The sequence below is a fragment of the Dyella sp. GSA-30 genome (genome assembly GCF_027924605.1).
Classification (GTDB): domain Bacteria; phylum Pseudomonadota; class Gammaproteobacteria; order Xanthomonadales; family Rhodanobacteraceae; genus GSA-30.
Window position 1 is genome coordinate 2,819,092 of sequence record NZ_AP027042.1, and the last position, 20,384, is coordinate 2,839,475.

The window sequence follows — 20,384 nt, forward strand, 5'->3', positions numbered from 1 at the left end:
GCTTGTTGGCGCTAGCTGGAAACTTTTTCGGCGAGTGCCGAATAGCGATGTGTCGGTTTGGCGATAGCGCTGTCGATGACCGTTTGCGACGCACAAAGCGTGAATCTCGACCGCGCGCGAGTAATGGCGGTGTACAACAACTCGCGCGACACCAAGGCGTTCGCTTCGTGTGGCAGCATCAGCGCGACATGGTCGAACTCCGAGCCCTGCGATTTGTGCACCGTCATGGCATAGGCGGTTTCGTGGCTGGCCAGTCGGGACGGTTGCAGAAAGCGGATGCGCTCTACACCGTCGGTGCCCGTGGATATGCGGAAAGCGACGCGCAACTGCGTCAGGCCGCCTTCGACGGGAACGGACAAGGCAATGCCGACATCGCCGTTCATCAGGCCCAGGCTGTAATCGTTGCGAGTGATCATCACCGGGCGCCCTTCGTACCAGCCGTGCTCGCTGGCGATCAGCCCGGCTTCGTGCAGTAGCGAGACCACCTGCGCGTTCAACCCGGCAACGCCGTAGTCGCCATGACGTATCGCGCACAACAGCTGAAATCGCCAGAATGAGGCAAGCGCCTGGCGCGCCCAGGCATCGATATCCTGCTCGCTTGCCTGCGGGTTGGGACGCTGCGCGGTGAGTCGGTCGAGATAATATCGGTAGCCCGTGGACGCATCGAGCACCAGGGTGGCCAGTGAACGCCTGTCGATGGCGCTCTGTAGCCAGTGCATGTCGTTCGACGAAGACAGAAGCTGTTGGGCGGTGTCGGCGCGACCGGCATTGACGGCTTGCGCCAGGCGCCCGATGCCGCTGGTCGCGCCGAAGCGATGACTCTGGCGTAACATCGCAACGTGCTGATCGAGTGGTCGCTGATCATCGCCGACCCATGGGGTAACGTCATCGCCGCTGATGTCGCGCAGCCATTGCGCGGTGTCCGCGCTGTAGTGGCCGGCTTCGGCACGCTTGCACAGATCGCCGAGTACGGCGCCGGCTTCCACCGATGACAGCTGGTCCTTGTCGCCGAGCAGAATCAGCCGCGCCTGCGGTGGCAGAGCGGTAAGCACGGCGGACATCAATTCGAGGTCGATCATCGAGGCTTCGTCGATGACCAGAACATCGAGGTGCAGTCGATCGTTCGCCTGGTGATGGAAACGGCGGCTGTCGGGGCGCGCGCCGAGCAGTCGATGCAGCGTGACGACGTCATTCGGGATGGCCGCGCGTACAGCTTCGCTGACGTCCAGGGCCGCTACCTGTGACGCGATGGATGCATTCAGGCGTGCCGAGGCTTTACCGGTGGGGGCGGCCAGGCGGATGCGTAACGGGCGATGGTGTTCGGCCAGCTGCAAGGTCTGAAGCAATCCGAGCAGACGGACGACGGCGGTAGTTTTGCCGGTACCGGGGCCGCCGGTGATGATGCTGAAAGCACTGCGGGCAGCGAGGGCGCAGGCGACACGCGGCCATTGAACGGCACCGCTGCCGTCATCTGGAAACAACCGCAACAACTCCTGCTTGAGTCCCGGTGGCGGTGTAACGGGCGAGAGCAGGCGTTGCTGGATGGCGGACGCAACCAGGCGTTCGTGGTCCCAGTAGCGACGGAGGTAAAGCCGGCCGTTATCCAGTACCAATGGTGTCGCCGAGATCCGTTCGTCGCTTGCCACCACCGTCGAGGCGTTTAGTTGTTGCATGAGTGCAGGCGTATCCAGCAACGGCTCGCGCCAGCTCGCCGGCAAGTCCAGTCGATCGATCAGGGCGCCCAGCGCGTCGAGCTCAAGGCAGAGATGGCCTTCACCGGACTGTTGGCTGACCAGGGCGCCGAGCATCGTTGGCACGACATTGCCGGTACCGTCCTGTTCGGCCAGAAAGCGTGCAAAGGCCGCGTCCAGCGGTCGCAGGCGACCTTGGTCTGCGGCCTGTTCGATGTGCCGTAGCAGTGCTTCAAGCGGCATCGGCGCGACCTTCGTTGTCGAACAGACGATCCAGTGCATCGACCAGCGCGTAGGGCAGGCATTCGTTATGGATGCCATGCCCTTCGCTGTCGACGCCGCGCAGATACAGGTACATCACGCCGCCCATATGGCGTTGGTATTGATATCCCGGCAGGCGTGCGCGCAACTGGCGATGCAAGGCAAGCGTGTATAACGCGTACTGCAGGTCGTAGCGCTCGTTCAATACGGATTGCCGCATGGCATCGTGCGTATAAGCGTGGGCATCGGGCCCGAGCTGGTTGGATTTGTAATCGACGATGTAGTAGCGCCCCTGATGCTCGAAGATCAGGTCGATAAAGCCCTTCAGCATACCGTTGATAGTTTCGCGTGCCAGCGGTTGGCGCGGTGTGCCGCTTAGCGTGTGCTTGACGACAAGCTGATCGAGTCGTTGCGTGTCTACCCGGTCCGCTTCGATCCAGAACTCGAGTTCCGCGTAGTACTGGCCGAGCTCCAGACTCGCCAGCGACAGGGTATTGCCGGTCGGTAGCTCTAACGATGTATCGAGCAATTGAATCAGCCATTCCGAAAGCATGCCTGCATGGTGTTGCCACGCATGGCGTAGTGCCCGCTGCGCGATCCAGGTAATCAGTTCTTCGTGCGAAGCCCTGGCATTCGCAAAACCTGTTTCGGCGGCCCATTCGAACAACTCATGCAGAAACGTACCTGCCATGGCGCCGCGGTGAAAAGCATGAATGCCGCTCGGCTCGCCCTGTGTTTCGATGGAAGGCAACGTCGTTTCGCTCAATGCCTCGCTGAGCACATCTTGCGACGCCGTTTCCGGCGCATGCGGTGTTGGTGCCGTTTCCGCGTACTTGAGACCGCTGTAGCTGGCTATGCGCCAAGGCTCGGGGGATGAGCCGGTATAGCGAAGCGCATGTCGGTTCGACGCAGCTTGGGCCTGGGCAGAGCGATAGACCCGCGTATCGGCATCATCGGCTAACGCAGTCACCACGATATCCGCGACACCGCGCCTGAGGTTCTCGAGTCGCTTGGGCAGATCGGCAGGTTCGATCGGTTCGCCACCGGATAGCAGGTAGCCCAGCGCCGAACGATGCAGCATCGGCGCTTTTGCGTTGCCGATGCGATAGCAGGCAATACCAAGCCAGCAGGCATGACGTGCACGTGTCAAGGCAACGTAGAGCAATCGCAGGTCTTCCTGCCATTGCTCGCGTGCCGAAGCGGCACGCGCCAGGTCGCCGGCTGCCAGGTCTGCTACAGGCGTGCCGTCCTGGGTATGCCATACGACAACATCGCCGTCGCTGCGGGTGCGCGTCGCCGCCGCGAACGGCAGCATGACAAAGGGGTATTCCAGACCCTTGGACTGGTGAATGGTGATCACCTTGATCAACGCGTCTTCGCTTTCCAGGCGGACGATCTGTTCTTCGCTGGCGTCCACCTGCGCATCGTGTGCTTCGGTAATACGTGCGGCGAAATAGCGGATCAGGGCACGCTCGCCGTCGAGCGCTGCGGCGGCATGCTGCAACAGTTCGGCCAGGTGCAGGATATTGGTGAGGCTGCGTTCGCCGTCGGGCAACGCGAGCAGGCGAGCAGGGAGGTCGAACAAGTGCAGCAGATCGTGCACCATCGCCAGGACGCCGTGCCGTAGCCAGGTATCGTGGAGTCGGCGGAAACAGTCGCCGCTGCTTTCCCAGTAACGCTCATCGGTATTCAGACGTTCGAGCTCGTCGTAGCGCTGGCACATCGACGGCGTAGCCACGGCACCGCGCATGGCGCGATCGGAGCCCGGTTCGGCGCAGGCTTGCAGCCAGCGCAACATGTCCTCGGCCTGGGGCGAGGCGAAGACCGAGTCGCGATCGGAAAGGAATACGCTCTTAAGACCGCGTCGCCGCAACGCGTCGCGAATCAACGTGGCTTCGGTACGCCCACGTACGAGAATGGCGATATCGCCTTCGCGCAACGGGGTCAGCTCCCCGTGTGGGTCGACAAAGCCGCAGCGCCGATGTTGTGCGGCATCGAGCAGGTCGACCAGCGTCGCTGCGGCGTGCTCGGCCATGGCATGACGATACGACTGAATACCGACGGCTTGCTCGCCGCCCTGTAGCGCGAAGGTCAATGAGGCTACCGGCTGGCCTTCGTAGGTCAGCGTTTCGCTTCGACCGTGCGCGTCTACGGGGTGGAAGGGAAGCGCCTGGCCAAATCCGAAGGCGCCGCTCTCATGCGTGTCCCCCAACTCGAACAGCCGATTGACGGCATTGACCATGCCATGGGTCGAGCGGTAGTTCGTGGAAAGCGTCCAGGTCGGTGATAGCGCTGCATCGCGCGCGCGCAAGTAGGTGTGAATATCCGCGCCACGGAAACTGTAGATGGCTTGCTTGGGGTCACCGATCAGCAACAGCGCCTGCTGCGGTCGTGTCGCATAGATGCGCTCGAAGATGCGCCATTGCAGCGGGTCGGTGTCCTGAAATTCGTCGATCAAGGCCGCCGGGAAATCCTTGGCCAGGGTGTGCGCCAGCCGGTCGCCGCTAAGGCCATGCAGCGCGCCATCCAGCCTACGCAGCATGTCATCGAAACCGATCTGTGCTCGCTGTTGCTTGATCGCTTCGATACGTCGATGAATCCACGGCACGGCATGCGCCAGTATCACGGGCTTCAACGGCGCAGCGTTGGCTTGCGCCGCTTGCCAGGCCTCGATCGCATCGAAGGCGCTGAAGGTCGGTGGCTTCGTCCCTTTTTTTGTCGCGCTGATCAGACGAGCCTGGGTGTAGCGCAGCAGAATCTTTTCGTCGATCGCGCCGCCTTCGCTCCAGCGGCGCAGCAGCAACAGATCGTTCGCCACTGCATCGGGCTTCATCATGTTGGCCTTGAAGCCGCCACTTTGGAGGATATCGGTAAGTGTCGAATCGATCGTGTCGATCTGTTCGCGCCACCGGCGTTGCGCCAGATCGAGCGCGGCGAGTTCCGGGCCAAGCGCTGTTTCGATCTGCTGCCCAAGATCTGCGATAGCGGGCAACGGGGCGCCATCGAGGCGCAGATAACCGATAGGTTGGCTTAACAACGGCCGCAAGGTGCGATGCAGATCGCGAGGTGTTTTCCAGTAGGCCCGGATCCGAGCGGCACCGTAACGGTCCAGCGGGAAGAAGTGCGCGCGCCAATAGTCGCGGATCGCTTCGGCCTGGAGCAGGCTTTCGTCGGCCTGGGTGTCTTGCGCGAATGGATGACCGCTGTCGAACGCGTGCTGCTGCAGCATGCGCTGGCACCAGCCATGGATGGTATGGATAGCCGCTTCGTCCATCCATTGCCCGGCATACTCCAGGCGTCGCGCCGCACCGGCACGCGCTTCATCGTCCGGATAGGCTGCGATTAGCTCGGCGAGAAATGCATCGTCCGGCGCCGTGGCCAAGCGGAACGCCAACGCGGCGTCGGCAAGACGTGCGCGGATGCGTTCGCGCAGTTCCGCGGTCGCCGCCTTGGTGAAGGTCAGGACCAGGATCTGCGATGGCAGGAGCGGTTCTTGAGCAGGTTCACCATGGCCTAGCACCAGGCGCAGATAAAGCGCGGCGATGGTCCAGGTCTTGCCGGTGCCGGCACTGGCTTCGATCAATCGAATGCCGTGTAGCGGCATGGTCAGCGGTTGCAGGGTCAGCGTGCTCATGCTGCCGCCTCGTCGACCAGGGTTTCCATCAGCGGTCGGTAGAGCGGCAGGGTGGCTTCGAAACCGCCGCGATGGAGTGCGGCAAAGCTTGGCCAGGCGCGACTCAGATAGGAGTCGCGTTGCAGCTCCGCTGCCATACCAAAGTCACTACCTTCATAACAAAGCCTTGCCGCTTCGTACGTGGGCTTGTCGCCCCGTTCCGCCTGCAGCCACGCGAAGGCAGCACGTGCCGATGCGGCGAGCGGTTGCGTCAAAGCCTGTTCAAGGGCGGCGATCAGTTGAGCCAGCCAGGCCAGCGCCTGCGTCGTATCGATGATTTCCAGGCGGAGCTGCGCGTCGGCGGAGACGATATGCGTGCGCATCGACAAACCTTGCGCATTGGCCAGCAAGTGGATGATCCAGGGCGCGATGAGCTTGTCGTAACGCAGCGTCTTGCCGTCGCGCAGGCCGCCCTGTACCAGGGTGATACGAAGGCGTTGGTTGTCGTCACCGCTGCGTAGATCGTTCAACCAATCTTCGATCGTCCAGCCTCCGATCGCGAGCTGGAGTTCGACGGGTGCGAGCCGATGGGGGTAAAGCTCGTCCATAAATTGCCACAGCGCAGCCAGGTCGCCCACGCTCTCGTCCAGTTCGGCTTGCGCCAGGCTGCCGAACCCGCCTGGTGGTAATGCGCCCTGCGCGCGCAGGCGTTCGGTAGCTGCCATGATCGCTTCGCGCGGAGCGGCGGTGCCGAGCGCAGCCATGAGCAGCTCCTGTTCGGCCTGGTAGCGATCCAGTCCGCCGAGCGCAAAGGGCTCGTCATCGACGACTTCGGTATCGCTATCGTCGAAATACACTTTCAGACGCTGATTGAAAAAATAGCGAACCGGACGCGCAAGGAAGTTTTGCAACTGCGCGATACTCAGTGCAGCTGCCGGCACGACATCCGGTAGCGTGTCGAATGTGTCGACCGTCGCGACATCACGGCGCGCGTGCTCCCATTCGCTGGCGTACGTCGTCAGCATTGCGGGGTCGTTGGCGTCGAAATAACGTTGACTGAATGCCTGCAGTGGATGAACGGTAGTCAGCGCGGAAAGCAGCGACGTATCGTTTGGCGTATGCCAGCCTGCGGCGAGATAGTCGCGCAGCTGGCCGACCAGCACGGAGGGTGGCATGACACTGTTGTCCCGCTCGCTCAAACCCACCCAGCTTATGTGCAGGGTATCGCGTGCCGAGAGCAGCGCTTCGAGGAACAGATAGCGATCGTCTTCGCGACGCGAACGGTCGCCGGGGCGACTCAATGCGGGCAGCGCCATCAGATCGAAATCCGCTGGCGTCTGTCGTCGCGGATAATCACCGTCGTTCATGCCAAGCAGGCAGATCACGCGAAAGGGAATCGCGCGCATCGGCATCAAGGTGCCGAAGCTGATTGCCCCGCCCATGAAGCGTTGCGTCAGCCGGCTTTCGTCGATTGCGGCCAGCCAGTGCTCGCGGACGATCTGTAGCGGTACGGGTAGATTGAACTGCGCTTGGGCACAGGCTTGCTGCCAGGTACTCAAGGCGTCGTCCAGGCGGCCGAGCAGATCGCTATCGTCGCTGTCTTTGCCGGTGTCGAAAAATTCGATCAAGAGTGCGCGCAGACGTTCGACCCAGGCGTCGGGCGTTGCCGGTTCGCGCAATGCGCGCCAGTAGGCCGCCAGTGTTTCCAGCAACCGTTGCAAGGGTCCGACGGTGGCTGCGTCCAAGCCGCCCACTTCGCCATACGGCGCGATACCGTTCCATACCTCGCCATCGCCCACGGCATAACCGAGCAGCATGCGGCGCAAACCGGTTACCCAGCTGTTCTGTTCGATCTGCGGGAGATCCAGGCTGCCGATCTGGGTGGCGTCCAATCCCCAGCGAACACCTGCACCTTCGATCCAGCGGCGCAGCATGGGTAGCGTGGCCTCATCGATATCGAAGCGACGCTGCAACGCCGGTACGTCAAGCAGATCGAGCACTTCGCTCACAGCGAAGCGCGAATCGGGCAAGGCGAGCAGATGTTCCAGTGCGACCAATAAGGGCACGGCACCGCGGCTGCGCTGGTCGGCGACCGAATAGGGCAGGTGGCGTGGATCGTCCCATGGAATGCGTCCGAATACCGCCTGGATATGCGGCGCATAGGTCTGGATATCCGGCACCATGACCATCACGTCGCGCGGCGCCAATGGCCTGCCGGCTTTTGCCGCCTGTTCGAAAAGAGCCAACAGCCGGTCATGCAGCACTTCAACTTCGCGCTGGCGGTTATGTGCGATGTGAAAGCCTAACGATGTGTCGTTTTGCTGCCAAAGCTTGCGCTGCTCAGGCGATGACGGCAGCGGTTGCAGATCGAGAATCGCCTGCTGTATCTGCGCAAGCAACCGCGGACGTTCGGGGTCGGCAACGTCGGCAAACAGATCGATCCCGCGGCTCCAGGCGACGAACTGGTCGCGATAGCGTTCGGGCTGGTCGAAGGCATCGAGCAGGCGAATAAAGTCTCGCCCTTGTTTGCCCCAGGCGGCGAGCAAAGGATTGGCATGCAGGTGCAGGTCTTCGAAGCGCGGCTCGGCGGGCTGGCCGGGTTTGACCGCATGGCGGCGACGGTCGGCCCGAAGCAGCTCGCGCTCTTCGATGATGTCGGCCCAGTAGTGGCGGCACGGGTTGGCGACGACCAGGAAGATCTGAACGAAACGCGCCAGCGCGGTCAGCGCTTCGAGCGTCTGCTGCGGCAGCGACGACATGCCGAAGACGACGATGCGCCGCGGTAATGCGGCCGGTCGTGTTGTGGTGGTTTGCAGGCGTTCGACAAAAGCCTGATGCACCGCCGCGCGATGGCTGTGCCGATCCGCCGGGGCAACATCGTCGATAAGCATGCGCCACAGGTGCGCCTGCCAGCGTTGGGCGTCGGGTAGTGGCAGGCTACGGCCGCGCAGCTCATCGCGCAGGATCAAACGCCCGGCCTCCCAATCGCCCAGCCAGTCGGCCCGATAGACCTGATACTGGTCGAACAGGTCGGCGATGCGTTCGGCCAGCTGAAAGCGTTTGTTCCAGTCGTCTCCGCTGAGAAAGTCCGACAGCGGCTTGAAGTCCGGTTGATGGAGCAGGTCCGGTAGCAGTCGCAGCAAACGCCAGGTCAGGCGTGACTTGTCGAACGGCGAGGTGGCCGGTACGGCCGCGTCACCAAGGACTGCACGGTAGGCCGTCCACAGAAACCGCCCCGGCAGCTGCATGTCCACGGCTGCGCTGATCCCCAGGCCGCCCTCGGCCGGGGACCGCGCCAGGGCCAGCTTCAGCCACTGCGCGATGCCGTTGCTTTGCACCAGCATCAGCTCGTTTTCCAGCGGTCGCAGCGGGGTGCGTGCCAGCCAGGCGGTCAGCAGGTCGCGCAGGTCTTCCAGGCGATTGCCATGGATGACCATCAGGCCGGGTTCGATCGGGACGCCCAGGGGCAGCTCGAGGGTGGTACTCACGGGTGCGGCAGGCTCGCAGTCGCTTCCAGGCCCTCATTGTGGCTGGATGGGGCGTCAATGTCCCGCAAGACGGTTATCTGTTTGTCACAAACCCTGCCTAGGCTAGATGCCTTACCGAGCGCTTTGCCTCCCGGTCGCGGAGCCGACCGCCCGGTGCGTACCTCCTTTTGAGATCGGGCGGGCTGGGGAATGGCGGTGCCACGCGGTGTGCTTGTCTGGATCGGGTGCACGATGCTGGCCAGCACGCCTTGTGTTGCGGAAATCTTTCAGGCGGGCTTTTCCCAGGATGTTTCCGATGCAGCGACGGCTGACGAGCACACGAATTTCGACATCCCGGCGCAGGCGCTCATGACGGCCTTGCGTGCCTATAGCGAGCAGACGGGCGTGGCGGTGTTGTTCGACGACAACCTGGTCCGCAACCGTCGTTCACCCGGCGTGACTGGCTCTTACAGCGCGCCCGACGCTTTGCAGCGTCTGCTGGATGGCAGCGGGCTGGCCGCACACTACGCCTCGCCCAAAGCCTTCACCTTGATGCCTGACCAAACTCCCGCAGCGGCGGCGAACGCCCCGAATGATGGTGTCGACGCAGCAGCCTCGGAACATTTCGCCGGTCGCTTGCAGACCAGTCTTGTGCGCAGCCTGTGCAGCTCGGAGCGGACGCACCCTGGGCGTTATCGCTTGGCCATGCAATTGTGGCTGGACGCCTCCGGTGCGGTGACGCGCACGCAGCTGCTCAGTTCCACCGGCAATGCCGCGCGCGATACCCAGATCGAAACACTCGCCGCCGGCCTTGTCGTCAGCGAGATGCCGGCCGATATGCCACAGCCGATCACCATTCTCTTGCTGCCGCGTCCAGCCGAGCATCCGTTCGACTGCAGTCCCTATCAGCGTGTCGGGTGAGGCGATGAATTCCACCTCGGTCACCATGCTTGGTCTTTTCATGCAGCGGCAGCAGGATCTGCGCCGTCGCCTCAAGCGTCGGCTGGGTTCGGACGATCTGGTCGACGACGTATTGCAGGAAACCTATTTGCGCGTCGAACGCATGGACGAAGCCGGCGGCCAGGCGCGCAATCCCGATAGCTACCTGTTTCGCATGGCGCTCAACGTGGCGGCGGACCAGCGGCAAACGGACAGTCGTTTCCTGACTGGCAGCGAGGTCGAAGAGCTGCTGCATCTGGCCGACGATGCGCTCGACCCGGCACGGGTCGTGCATGCGCGGTTGGAGGTGGAGGTGCTCGAACAGGCCCTGAGCGAGCTCACTGCACGCCAGCGGGACATTCTGCTGGCGGCCCGTGTCGAAGAGGCTCCGCACCTGGAAATCGCCGCGCGCTACGGCATCTCGGTACGCATGGTGGGCAAGGAACTGCGCAAAGCCTTGGAATTTTGTGGCGAGCGTCTCGATCGGAAGGTGTTTCAGCGGTTCGGTCCCGGGGCAGGAAACGAGTCTTAAGAGCATGGCAGTCGAACTTTCCTCCCGCCCGGCACCCGAATCGCGCAGCGAAGCGCAGGCCTGGCTATTGCATTTGACCTCCGGTCAGGCCACTCCGGCCGACGCCGAGGCATTCCGTGTGTGGCTTTCCAGCAGCGAAGAACACGAGCGCGCTTTCGTCGAGGCACGGCTGCTGTGGGATGGGCTGGGCGCGGCGGCCAAATCGATGCGCCAGAGCGAAGCGCACGGTACGCGGCGGCGGCCGATACGCGTGGCGCATGGCGGGCCACGCATGAATCGTCGAGCATTCCTCGGCGGCCTGCTTACTGCATCGGCTGCGGCAGTATGCTTTCTCAGTCTGAATCCGCCGGGGCATCTGTGGCCGGCGCTGGGCGAACTGACGGCCGATTACCGCACAGCCACGGGCGAGCAGCGTGAGGTCGCTGTCGCGCCGGGCGTGACCGTGCAGATGAATACGCAGACCACGATCAATATGCGCAAGACCGCCAGCGGTCATGTGGCGATGGAGCTGGTATCGGGCGAGGCACAGATTCTTACTGACCCGCAGCTCATCCATCCTTTCACTGTGTTTGCCGGTGCGGGCAGCGTGCGTGTTGCCGCGGCCAGTCAGTGCAATGTGCGTTGCACCGGGCCACAAGTGCAGGTGATCTGCCTGGGCGGCGAAACCTCGCTGGAATGCGGTGACGACCACGTCGCGCTGCAGGTGGCGCATGAAGTGAATTACGACGCCGGTGGCGTGGGTGAAGCCATCGCAGTCGATCCCCAGAACGCGGTGGCATGGCGTCAACGCGTGCTTGTCTTCGACAACCAGCCGCTTGCCGAGGTGGTCGATGAGATCAACCGTTATCGTCCAGGCAAGATCGTGCTGATGGACAAACAGCTGGCTGCGCGCAAGGTGCATGCCCGCTTCATGCTCAACCAGCTGACCGATGTCGCGGCGCTGATTCATGACGCCTATGGGGCGCATGTCACGTCGTTGCCTGGTGGGATTGTCTTGCTGAGCTGAAGAGCTTCCCCTCACCCCAGCCCTCTCCCCCGGCAAAGCCAGGGGAGAGGGAGCAGGTTTTCGGAAATACGGAACGCTGAGGATCTACTCAGTCGGCTCCCTCTCCCCTGGCTTTGCCGGGGGAGAGGGCTGGGGTGAGGGGGGGAAGCAGAAGGCGATGCGAGGCGAGCCCGCGCCCCCTTCAAAGAAACGTGCCGCGACTGCAACGCCCGCATCGCCCGGGGAGGTCAGGATGCGGACGTCGTTGCAGTCGCGACAGGCGCGAACATTGTCTTTTTCTTATGACGCTTTGATGTCACACCCGCGCGTTTGGCCACCCATCAGGCCAACTCAGTGAATTTTTCGTGACATGTGTTCAGTCGTGCCGATAGACAGCCGTCTTCCCAGGCAAAGGCATTGAACATAGCGACAAGGACGTCCACTCATTGATAGGCCCGCCGCGATAGCGACGGGCAGGGGGACGAGCGGATGGTTTATCAGGCGGACTCGGATGGTGCCTATGGCGGCCTGTCCACGATCGGCACGTCGTGGCTTGGCGGCATCGACGGTGCGACATCTGTCTGTCGCCATTCGGTTATCGATGGCGCGCTAGCGTGGCCTGCCGGCCGGCATGGAATGGTGCTGGCGCAACAGCGGGTGATCGGATGAGCATAAGGAATAAAGCGGGAGCAGCGTTGCTGCGCCGTTCGCTTGGGATGGCACTGGCCATGTCGGTGATGCCGACTGTGTACGCCCAACAGGCCCCCCAGGCACCGGCACAGGCGCCGTCGAAGTTCGACGTCAACGAGTATCTGGTGCGTGGCAACACGGTGCTGGACAGCGTCGATATCGAATCGATCGTCGAGCCGTTCCTCGGCCCCGACCGGAGCATGGATGACGTGCACGGTGCGCGCGACGCGCTGCAGAAGGCCTATCAGGACAAGGGCTATCAATCGATCGTGGTCGACGTGCCGCCGCAGCAGGTGAAGGGCGGTGTGGTCCTGTTGCAAGTAACCGAGAACCGCATCGGTCATGTGCGCGTCGAAGGCGCGAAATACCATTCGCCGCAGGAAATTCGCGACGCCGTGCCAGCGCTGGCCGAGGGCACCGTGCCGAACTTCGGCAACGCGCAGAACGAACTGACGCAGGTCAATCGCCAGGCGGGTCAACAGGTCGTGCCCCTGCTCAAGCCCGGTGCGTTGCCGCAGACGATGGACGTGACGCTCAAGGTCAACGATACCTATCCGCTGCATGCGAGCCTGGAGGTCAACAACGACCATAGCCAGGACACGCCGGAGCTGCGCACGATCGCCACGGTCGGTTACGACAACCTGTGGCAGGCCGGTCATTCGGTATCGCTCACATACATCGTGGCGCCGCAGGATCGCAACGCCGCCGAGGTCTACGCGCTTTCGTACCTTGCGCCGCTCAATCAGGACTGGAGCCTGCTCGCTTCGGGCTACAAGTCCAACAGCAATGCGAACATCGTCGGCGGCACCACGGTGCTCGGTCGCGGTCATGCATACAGCCTGATGGCGACACGCCAATTGCCGACGCTGGGGCAGTACACGCAGAGCGTCTCCTTCGGTGTCAGTCGCAAGCATTTCGATCAGAACACGACATTAGGTGCCGACACCCTCGAATCGCCGGTGACCTATCTGCCGTTCTCGTTGACCTACAACGGCCAACACGTAACGGACAAGTCGACGATGGGCTTCAGCGTTGCCGGCAACTTCGGCGCACGCGGCGTCGGCAGTACTCGCGGCGAGTTCGACAACCAGCGCTTCAAGTCGCATTCGGACTTTGCGTATCTGCGCGCCAGCTTCAACTACACCCATCAGTTTGCCGGCGATTATGCGATCGCGTTCCGCGCCGATGCACAGGGCTCCGACTCGCCGCTGGTGTCGAGCGAACAGTTCGCGGCGGGTGGCGCGGGCAGCGTGCGTGGTTATCTCTCGGCCGAGAACACAGCGGACAACGGCGCGATCGGTTCGGTCGAATTGCGCAGCCCCTCGGTCGCGTCCTGGCTGGGCGCACCGGTCGACGAGTGGCGTTTCCATGTCTTCCTCGACGGCTCGCGGCTGTTGTTGATCAGCCCGCTGCCGGAACAGAAAAGTCGCTTCACCTTGCTCAGCACCGGCATAGGCACGCGTTTCGCCTTGTTCGGCAGCCTCAAGGGCGAAGTCGAATACGCCTTCCCACTCAAGGATGGCGTACGCACCAAAGCACATGACGGCCAATGGCTGTTCAACGTCAAGGCCGGTCTGTGAGGCACCGGGCGATGGCATATCACTTCATTTCGGATAGAGGTTCAAAGGTCATGCGATTCCTGATCCTGGTCTGTGCGCTATGCCTAGCATGGCTGCCGCGCATCACGCTCGCCGCCGATGCGGGCTGGTGGAACGATGACTGGTCGTTCCGAAAAGAAATCACTCTGGACACCAGTGCCAAGGGCGCGAATCTGTCGCAAGGGGCAGGGCGCGTGCCGCTGTTGATCCGCTTGCATTCGGGTAACTTCCAGTTCGACGGCGTGGCGCAGAACGGCAACGACCTGCGCTTTATCGGGTCGGACGGAAAGACGCCGCTGAACTACCAGATCGAAAGCTTCGATCCGGTCCTTGGCGTGGCGCAGATCTGGCTGGACGTGACCGACCTGCCGGCCAGTGCGCAGCAGACCGTGTGGATGTACTACGGCAACAGCAAGGCGCCAGCGCAAAGCAATGGCGCGGCAACCTTCGACCCGGATTACGCGCTTGTCTACCATTTCGACGACAACGCCGGTGCGCCGCCGCACGACGCCACTGCGTACAACAACAATGCGCAAGCCGGCATGTTGCGCATGGTCGATGGCGGCGTGATCGGCAAGGCGGCCAGCTTCGACGGCAAGACGGCCGTGACCCTGCCGGCCAGTGCTTCGCTGGCCACTACGGCCGGTGGCGCGTTTACCTTCAGCAGCTGGATCAAGCTCGATGCGCTGCCGACCGCGCCGACCCTGCTGTATGCACATCGCCAGGATGGCAAGGCCCTCTTGATCGGCTTGAACGGTGCGGTGCCATTCGTGGAAGTCGATGGCGACCAGCCGCAGCGCAGCCAGCCGGGCGAACCGCTCAAGGCCGGCCAGTGGACGCATATCGCCGTGGTCGCCGGTTCCGGCCAGGTCACCCTGTATGTCGATGGCAAGTCGTATGCACAGGTCGCCGCGGCATTGCCTGCGCTGACCAGCGCGGCAACGATCGGTGGTGAGGCGGCCGGTGCCGACGCGGCACAAGCGCTGGCGAACTTCACCGGCGAAATGGACGAATTGCGCCTCTCGCGCAGTGCGCGTCCGGTGACGCTGATCCAGGCCGACGTGCTGGCGCAGGGCGCCGAGTCGAAGCTGATCGCCTATGGCGAAGACGAGAAGAAATCCGGTTTCGGCTTTGGCTACTTCGGCATCATCGTCAAGTCCGTCACCGTCGACGCCTGGGTGGTCATCGGTATCCTGATGATCATGGCGGTGCTGTCGTGGGTGGTGATGTGGACGCGTGGTCGCTATGTCAGCGAAGTCACCCGTGCGAATGACCGCTTTCTCGATCGCTTCCGCGCGCAGGGCACCAATCTGCTTGGCATGGCCAGTGCGGAAGGGCAGCCGGCGTTGCTGCGCGAACTGGGCAAGTCATCGTTGTTCCGGCTTTACGAAGTCGGCGCCAAGGAAGTCTGGCGTCGCCGCGACAGTCATGGTCGCCTGGTCATCGCCTCCGAGTCGATCGAAGCGATCCGCGCGGTCATGGACTCGACGCTGGTGCGTGAGAACCAGCGCCTGGCCCGCTCGATGGTGTTGCTGACGATCGCCATTTCCGGCGGCCCGTTCCTGGGTCTGCTCGGTACCGTGGTCGGCGTGATGATCACCTTCGCCGCGATCGCCGCGGCAGGCGACGTCAACGTCAACGCGATCGCGCCGGGTATCTCCGCGGCGTTGCTGGCGACGGTTGCTGGTCTGTTCGTCGCGATTCCCGCGCTGTTTGGCTACAACTACCTGCTGACCCGTAACAAGGCAGTGACGGCGAACATGCAGGTGTTCGTCGATGAATTCGTAACGCGCCTGGCCGAGCTGCATCGCGACATCGACCAGAAAGAACCCGAACGTGCCGTGGTCGGTTAAGGGAGCGCGCTGCCATGCAAGTACAGGACGACGACAAGCCCTATGACGACATCAACATCACGCCGATGCTCGATCTGGCTTATGTGTTGTTGGTGATATTCATCATCATGACCACCGCTTCGGTGCAGGGCGTCAAGGTGAACCTGCCCAAGGCCAGTGCCTCGGTCAGTCTGGCCAAGCCGCAGACCAAGGCGATCACCGTGTCCGATAGCGGGCAGATTTTTCTCGATGCCTTCCCGGTGACGCTGGGTGAGCTCGAGCAGCGGTTGCGCACGCAAAAGGCGGTCTCGCCGGATTTCCCGGTGATCGTCAAAGGCGATTCCAACGTGCAATACCAGAAGGTGGTGGACATTCTCGATCTGCTTCGTCGTCTGGATCTGTCGCAGGTCGGTCTGGTGACCGGCCGGCAGCAAAGCAACTGAGCCCGGGCGCGAGTCGATGGACGATTTCGATCAGAAAACTCCCTGGCAGCGCTGGCGCGGTCGTCTGATCGCGTTGGTGGTGGTCGTGCTGGTGGCGTTGGCGGTCTGGCAATTTGCCGGCCATCAGGTGGGCGTGCGCCGTTCGGCGCCGCGCATCGCCACCATCACGCCGTTGCCGCCGCCACCGCCGCCACCGAAAGAGAAGCCGCCGGAACCGAAGAAGGTCGAGGAAACCAAGCAGGAAATCGCCAAGCCGAACGAGCCGGTCAAGCCGGTCGAGGCACCCAAGCAGGCCCCCGATTCACCCAAGCAGATCACCATCGATGGTCCGGCGCAGGCCGGCAACGACTCGTTCAATATCGGTGCGGGCGACGGTGGCGGCATGGTCGGTTCGGGCGGCGGTACGGGCGTGGGCGGCGGCTCCTACGACCAATACCTCGGTTATGAATTGCAGCAGGCGATCCAGCGTGACGAGCGCACGCGCCGGTTGGTGTTCGACGTGCAAGCGAATCTATGGATCGGCCCGGACGGCGTCATCAGCCGCATCGTGCTTCAGGGTTCCAGCGGCTCGCCGACCACTGATCAGGCGCTGATCGATGCCTTGCAGGGGCTGCATCTCGATACCGCGCCGCCACCCAAATTATCCATGCCCATACGCGCATCGATGCGCGGACGGCGACCCAGCTGACACCACTCTATCTATCCACCCAGCCACGGCGATAAGCCGCAGCGGAGAAACTCATGAAGTCATCGATCGCCAAACCAGGTTCCACGCGACTGCACCGTCGCGCGCTGTGCCTGGCCGTCAGCCTGTTGCTGGGTGGAGCGAGCGTCAGTGTGCTAGCGCAGGATGCAGCCCCGTCCACCAATGCGACGATCAACCTGATTCGCCTGATGGTGAAGAAAGGCCTGATTACCCAGGCCGATGCCGACGGCCTGCTGGCACAGGCGAAGTCTGAAGCGGCTCAGGCCGCACGCCAGACTGCGCAGGCCAATCCCACCGCCAACGACGGTGCGCAGCCGGGCGATGTGCGTGTGCCTTATGTGCCGCAAAGCGTACGCAACCAGATCCGCGACCAGGTCAAGGAAGAAGTGATCGCACAGGCCAAGAGCGAGCATTGGGCCGAACCCAATGCCTTGCCCGAATGGCTCGATCGCATCAGCTGGTCGGGCGATATCCATGTGCGTGACGAATCGTGGTTGTTCAGCCGCAGCAATTCGCCGTTCTTTATCGACTACGGCACGCTCAATCGCACGGGTCCGTTCGACCTGAGCAAGATCACCCAGGGCGTGACGCCGCCGATCTTCAATACGCAGCAGAACCGCTTGAACATGCTGCGTCTGCAAGCGCATATCGGCATGGACGTGAAGCTGGGCGACACCATCACCGCCGGTATCCGCCTGGGTTCGGGCAACGACAACAATCCGGTCTCGACCACGCAGACCCTGGGCGGCGGCCTGATCAAGAAGAACATCTGGCTGGATCGCGCCTGGATCGCCTGGACCCCGACCGATTGGGCCAAGGCCTCGGCGGGTCGCTTCGCCAACCCTTTCCTTGCCACCGACCTGATCTATTCGAACGAACTGAACTTCGACGGTATCGCCGGCCAGTTCAAGGTGCCGTTCAACGATAGCCTCGATACGTTTGCCACGGTCGGCGCCTTCCCGATCGAGTTCACCGGCAACGATACGCCCTCGCAGGCCCTGGGTACCGAGAAGAACACCAGCTACGACAAATGGCTGACGGCAGCGCAGATCGGTGCGATCTGGAAGTTCGACCAGGATACGAAGCTGAAGGTGGCGCTGGCGTATTACTACTTCAATCGCATGCAGGGCCAGTTGTCGCAGCCGTGCGCGCTGTACACCGGTATCAACTTCTGCAGCACCGACGATACCGCGCCGCAGTACATGCAGAAGGGCAATACGGTATTCCTGTTGCGCGACATCATTCCGGACCCCACCAATCCGAGCAACTACGCGCAGCCGCAGCTGGTCGGCCTGGCCTACAACTATCACCTGGCCAACGCGACCGGTCAGTTCGACTTCAAGGTCGGCCAGACGCCGGTGCGCCTGCAGGCGGACTATGTGCGCAACATGGCTTATCACGAGAGCACGGCGTTCCGTTATCCCAACGGTCTGGGACAGCCGGTCAACAACTTCGAAAGCAGCAGCGATCCCAATGTCCCCGGCACTTACAAGAGCGGTCCGGTCGCCTGGATGGTTCGCGGCGTCGTCGGCACCCCGAATCCGATGGCGGCGAACGAGTGGAACGTATCGCTCGGCTACAAGTACATCCAGCCCGATTCGATGCTCGACAGTCTTACCGACCAGAACTTCCACCTGGGTGGCACCAACGCCAAGGGCTTCATCCTGACCGCCGATTACGGCATCGCGCCGAACACCTGGATCTCCGCACGTTACTTCAACTCCAAGGAAGTATTCGGCCCGCCGCTGTCCATCGATGTGATGCAGCTTGAAATCAGCAGCAAGTTCTAAGGAGGGCTTACGCCGATGAAACGCATCGTAGCTATGGTCGTATGGTTGGGATTGTGCGCAAGCGCATCCGGACTGCATGCGCAGCAACAAAGCCTGGAAGAACAGCTGCGTGCGCAGCTGCGTGACACGCGCAGCCAGTTGCAGGATCTGCAGAATCAGCAGGCGCAGTGGCAAGGGCAGAAGACGACGCTGGAGCAGGAGCGCGACCAGGCCAAGAAGGCGCTGGAGCAGGCGCAGGCCGAGTTGGCCAAGACGCGTGGCACGTCGCCCGCGCTGGCCGCCCAGAATGCCGCCGAAAAGGCGGGTCGCGAGAAGGCTCAGGAAGAGGCGAAACAAGCGCAAGCCGCATTCGCCCAGGCGTCCAACCAGGCCAAGCAGCAGGACGCGCGCAATGCGACGCTGGCCACGCAACTGGGCGAATCGCAGAAGCAGGTCGAGGCCTGCACGGCGAAAAACGAACAGCTCTACAAGGTGGGCCTTGAGGTGATCGATGCTTATGCGCATATGGACATGGGCACCTTGATGTCTGCGCGCCAGCCGTTCGCCACATCGGCGCGGGTCAAGCTCGACAACGCTGCACAAGCCTACGGCGACCGGATGTACGAACAGCGCTACGATCCGCGCGCAACGCCGGCGAAACAGCCATGAGCGTGCACAGTCTGAAACGAGTCGTGCTTGGCGTCGCCGTGGCACTAGGTGCGGCAGCGGTGTCGGCGGCACAGCCGCCGGCATCGCCCAAGGTCGCGCCGCTCGATGGTCCTGCAGTTGCCGGCGTATGCCTGCTGTCGCGTGAAGCCATCGTGGCGCATGCCAAGGTTGGCGTTGCCGCATCGGCTCGCCTCAACCAGCTTGCGCAGCAGGCACAGGCCGAAGTCGACGCGCAACGCAAGCCGGTCGATGCCGATGTGCAGAAACTACGTGCGCAGGCGGCAAGTCTGAAGCCGGACGATCGCATGAAGCAGGAGCAGGCGCTTGCAGTGCGCATGCAGCAAGTCCAGCAGCTCAACACGCAGCGTTCGCGTGAAATCGAGATCACGCGCGAAAAGGCGACTGGACGCATTGCCGAGCTGGCGCAGCCGGTGATCGCCAATGTCTACAAGAACAAGGGCTGTGGCCTGTTGCTCGATCGCAACGCGGTACTTGGCGGCAACATGAGCAACGACCTCACCGCAGCCGTCGTGCAGGGACTCGATGCAAGCGTCACCACGATCAGTTTCGAGCGTGAAAGCCTGCCGGCCAACGGTGGTCAACGCAGCCCATGAGCCCGTTACGCGCGAGCGTAAGAAGCCTCTTATTCGTCGTCGCGGTGGCGGCTGCGCATGCCGATGACACCAAGGGCGCTGCACGTGTGGCGCCCCACCCGGATACCTGCGTCGACGTCAGCATCAACGATCATCCGGTGCTGGCCTATGCGTGCCTCAATCATCAGCTCGCGCCCGACACCTCCGCGCCGCCGGCGCCGGGACTGACCGCCGCGGTGGCCGCCGAGCCGTCGAACCGGCAGGTCGGGCAGTTCAATTTTTCCGCGTTCAGCAATCGCATGGGCGATCAGTTGGGCAGATCGGTGCATCCGCAGCGTCCACCGCCGCCGGTGCCGCCGCCCTTATTGGTGCCCGGTCGATGACGGTTGCATTGCAGAGGCGCGTTAAATCGCCTGAGTTGCCTAGGTAGATGAAATTTCAGTGACAGCGGTTCAGTCGGCCATGGATCGGTCGGTCTAGTTAAGTGATAGGGAAAGCGGGCGGGCAGGGACGCCCTGGCGAACACGATCGTCGATGGCTCTCGGGTCGCGGCGGTCGTGCTGCGCATATCGACAAAGCACACCAGGGGAAGAGGT

15 protein-coding genes are annotated in these 20,384 nt (G+C 62.7%); 12 read left to right on the top strand and 3 right to left on the bottom strand.

Annotated features, from left to right (window positions below):
- Positions 1-11: 11 nt before the first annotated feature.
- From recD to recC, 3 genes are read right to left on the bottom strand one after another with little or no spacing between them, the layout of a single operon-like run.
- Complete coding sequence (gene recD, locus QMG46_RS12435; RefSeq protein ID WP_281848148.1) at positions 12-1,934, bottom strand: exodeoxyribonuclease V subunit alpha; 1,923 nt, start codon at positions 1,932-1,934, stop codon at positions 12-14.
- A complete protein-coding gene (gene recB / locus QMG46_RS12440) occupies positions 1,924-5,586 on the bottom strand; it encodes an exodeoxyribonuclease V subunit beta (RefSeq protein ID WP_281848149.1) in 3,663 nt (1,220 codons plus the stop codon). Before recB ends, recD begins: the two co-directional genes overlap by 11 nt.
- A complete protein-coding gene (gene recC, locus QMG46_RS12445; protein ID WP_281848150.1) occupies positions 5,583-9,053 on the bottom strand; it encodes an exodeoxyribonuclease V subunit gamma in 3,471 nt (1,156 codons plus the stop codon). The genes recB and recC overlap by 4 nt, the downstream gene beginning before the upstream one ends.
- 189 nt (positions 9,054-9,242) lie before the next feature.
- On the opposite strand from recC, the gene QMG46_RS12450 reads away from it, so the two are divergent.
- From QMG46_RS12450 to QMG46_RS12505, 12 genes are all read left to right on the top strand, one after another.
- The gene (locus QMG46_RS12450; RefSeq protein WP_281848151.1) at positions 9,243-9,953 is read left to right on the top strand and encodes an STN domain-containing protein; all 711 of its coding nucleotides are present in this window, start codon (positions 9,243-9,245) and stop codon (positions 9,951-9,953) included.
- A gap of 4 nt (positions 9,954-9,957) precedes the next feature.
- On the top strand, positions 9,958-10,503 hold the full coding sequence (locus QMG46_RS12455; protein ID WP_281848152.1) for an RNA polymerase sigma factor: 546 nt from the start codon (positions 9,958-9,960) through the stop codon (positions 10,501-10,503).
- A 4-nt stretch (positions 10,504-10,507) separates the two neighbouring features.
- On the top strand, positions 10,508-11,509 hold the full coding sequence (locus tag QMG46_RS12460; protein WP_281848153.1) for a FecR family protein: 1,002 nt from the start codon (positions 10,508-10,510) through the stop codon (positions 11,507-11,509).
- Positions 11,510-11,977: 468 nt separating this feature from the next.
- Complete coding sequence (locus QMG46_RS12465) at positions 11,978-12,157, top strand: hypothetical protein (RefSeq protein WP_281848154.1); 180 nt, start codon at positions 11,978-11,980, stop codon at positions 12,155-12,157.
- Entirely contained in the window at positions 12,154-13,758 is a 1,605-nt protein-coding gene (locus QMG46_RS12470) for a ShlB/FhaC/HecB family hemolysin secretion/activation protein (protein ID WP_281848155.1), read from the top strand. The genes QMG46_RS12465 and QMG46_RS12470 overlap by 4 nt, the downstream gene beginning before the upstream one ends.
- A gap of 50 nt (positions 13,759-13,808) precedes the next feature.
- Positions 13,809-15,629, top strand: a complete 1,821-nt coding sequence (locus QMG46_RS12475) for a DUF2341 domain-containing protein (protein ID WP_281848156.1) — start codon at positions 13,809-13,811, stop codon at positions 15,627-15,629.
- 14 nt (positions 15,630-15,643) lie between these two features.
- Positions 15,644-16,051: an ExbD/TolR family protein gene (locus QMG46_RS12480; protein ID WP_281848157.1), complete on the top strand. Its 408-nt coding sequence runs from the start codon at positions 15,644-15,646 to the stop codon at positions 16,049-16,051.
- Between the two features lie 16 nt (positions 16,052-16,067).
- Entirely contained in the window at positions 16,068-16,739 is a 672-nt protein-coding gene (locus tag QMG46_RS12485) for a TonB C-terminal domain-containing protein (protein WP_281848158.1), read from the top strand.
- Between the two features lie 53 nt (positions 16,740-16,792).
- Complete coding sequence (locus QMG46_RS12490) at positions 16,793-18,547, top strand: putative porin (RefSeq protein WP_281848159.1); 1,755 nt, start codon at positions 16,793-16,795, stop codon at positions 18,545-18,547.
- 15 nt (positions 18,548-18,562) lie between these two features.
- Complete coding sequence (locus QMG46_RS12495; RefSeq protein ID WP_281848160.1) at positions 18,563-19,195, top strand: hypothetical protein; 633 nt, start codon at positions 18,563-18,565, stop codon at positions 19,193-19,195.
- Positions 19,192-19,809 carry an OmpH/Skp family outer membrane protein gene (locus QMG46_RS12500; protein ID WP_281848161.1) on the top strand — a complete coding sequence of 206 codons (618 nt, stop codon included), beginning with the start codon at positions 19,192-19,194 and terminating at the stop codon, positions 19,807-19,809. Before QMG46_RS12495 ends, QMG46_RS12500 begins: the two co-directional genes overlap by 4 nt.
- Positions 19,806-20,171 (top strand): hypothetical protein, encoded by a 366-nt coding sequence (locus QMG46_RS12505; RefSeq protein WP_281848162.1) that lies wholly within the window; start codon positions 19,806-19,808, stop codon positions 20,169-20,171. The genes QMG46_RS12500 and QMG46_RS12505 overlap by 4 nt, the downstream gene beginning before the upstream one ends.
- The last annotated feature ends 213 nt before the right edge of the window (positions 20,172-20,384 follow it).

Excerpts from the sequence above, each read along its gene's own strand:
- recD (WP_281848148.1), bottom strand. The coding sequence starts at position 1,934 with ATGCCGCTTGAAGCACTGCTACGGCACATCGAACAGGCCGCAGACCAA.
- recB (WP_281848149.1), bottom strand. The coding sequence starts at position 5,586 with ATGAGCACGCTGACCCTGCAACCGCTGACCATGCCGCTACACGGCATT.
- QMG46_RS12450 (WP_281848151.1), top strand. The coding sequence starts at position 9,243 with ATGGCGGTGCCACGCGGTGTGCTTGTCTGGATCGGGTGCACGATGCTG.
- QMG46_RS12455 (WP_281848152.1), top strand. The coding sequence starts at position 9,958 with ATGAATTCCACCTCGGTCACCATGCTTGGTCTTTTCATGCAGCGGCAG.
- QMG46_RS12460 (WP_281848153.1), top strand. The coding sequence starts at position 10,508 with ATGGCAGTCGAACTTTCCTCCCGCCCGGCACCCGAATCGCGCAGCGAA.
- QMG46_RS12465 (WP_281848154.1), top strand. The coding sequence starts at position 11,978 with ATGGTTTATCAGGCGGACTCGGATGGTGCCTATGGCGGCCTGTCCACG.
- QMG46_RS12470 (WP_281848155.1), top strand. The coding sequence starts at position 12,154 with ATGAGCATAAGGAATAAAGCGGGAGCAGCGTTGCTGCGCCGTTCGCTT.
- QMG46_RS12475 (WP_281848156.1), top strand. The coding sequence starts at position 13,809 with ATGCGATTCCTGATCCTGGTCTGTGCGCTATGCCTAGCATGGCTGCCG.
- QMG46_RS12480 (WP_281848157.1), top strand. The coding sequence starts at position 15,644 with ATGCAAGTACAGGACGACGACAAGCCCTATGACGACATCAACATCACG.
- QMG46_RS12485 (WP_281848158.1), top strand. The coding sequence starts at position 16,068 with ATGGACGATTTCGATCAGAAAACTCCCTGGCAGCGCTGGCGCGGTCGT.
- QMG46_RS12490 (WP_281848159.1), top strand. The coding sequence starts at position 16,793 with ATGAAGTCATCGATCGCCAAACCAGGTTCCACGCGACTGCACCGTCGC.
- QMG46_RS12495 (WP_281848160.1), top strand. The coding sequence starts at position 18,563 with ATGAAACGCATCGTAGCTATGGTCGTATGGTTGGGATTGTGCGCAAGC.
- QMG46_RS12500 (WP_281848161.1), top strand. The coding sequence starts at position 19,192 with ATGAGCGTGCACAGTCTGAAACGAGTCGTGCTTGGCGTCGCCGTGGCA.
- QMG46_RS12505 (WP_281848162.1), top strand. The coding sequence starts at position 19,806 with ATGAGCCCGTTACGCGCGAGCGTAAGAAGCCTCTTATTCGTCGTCGCG.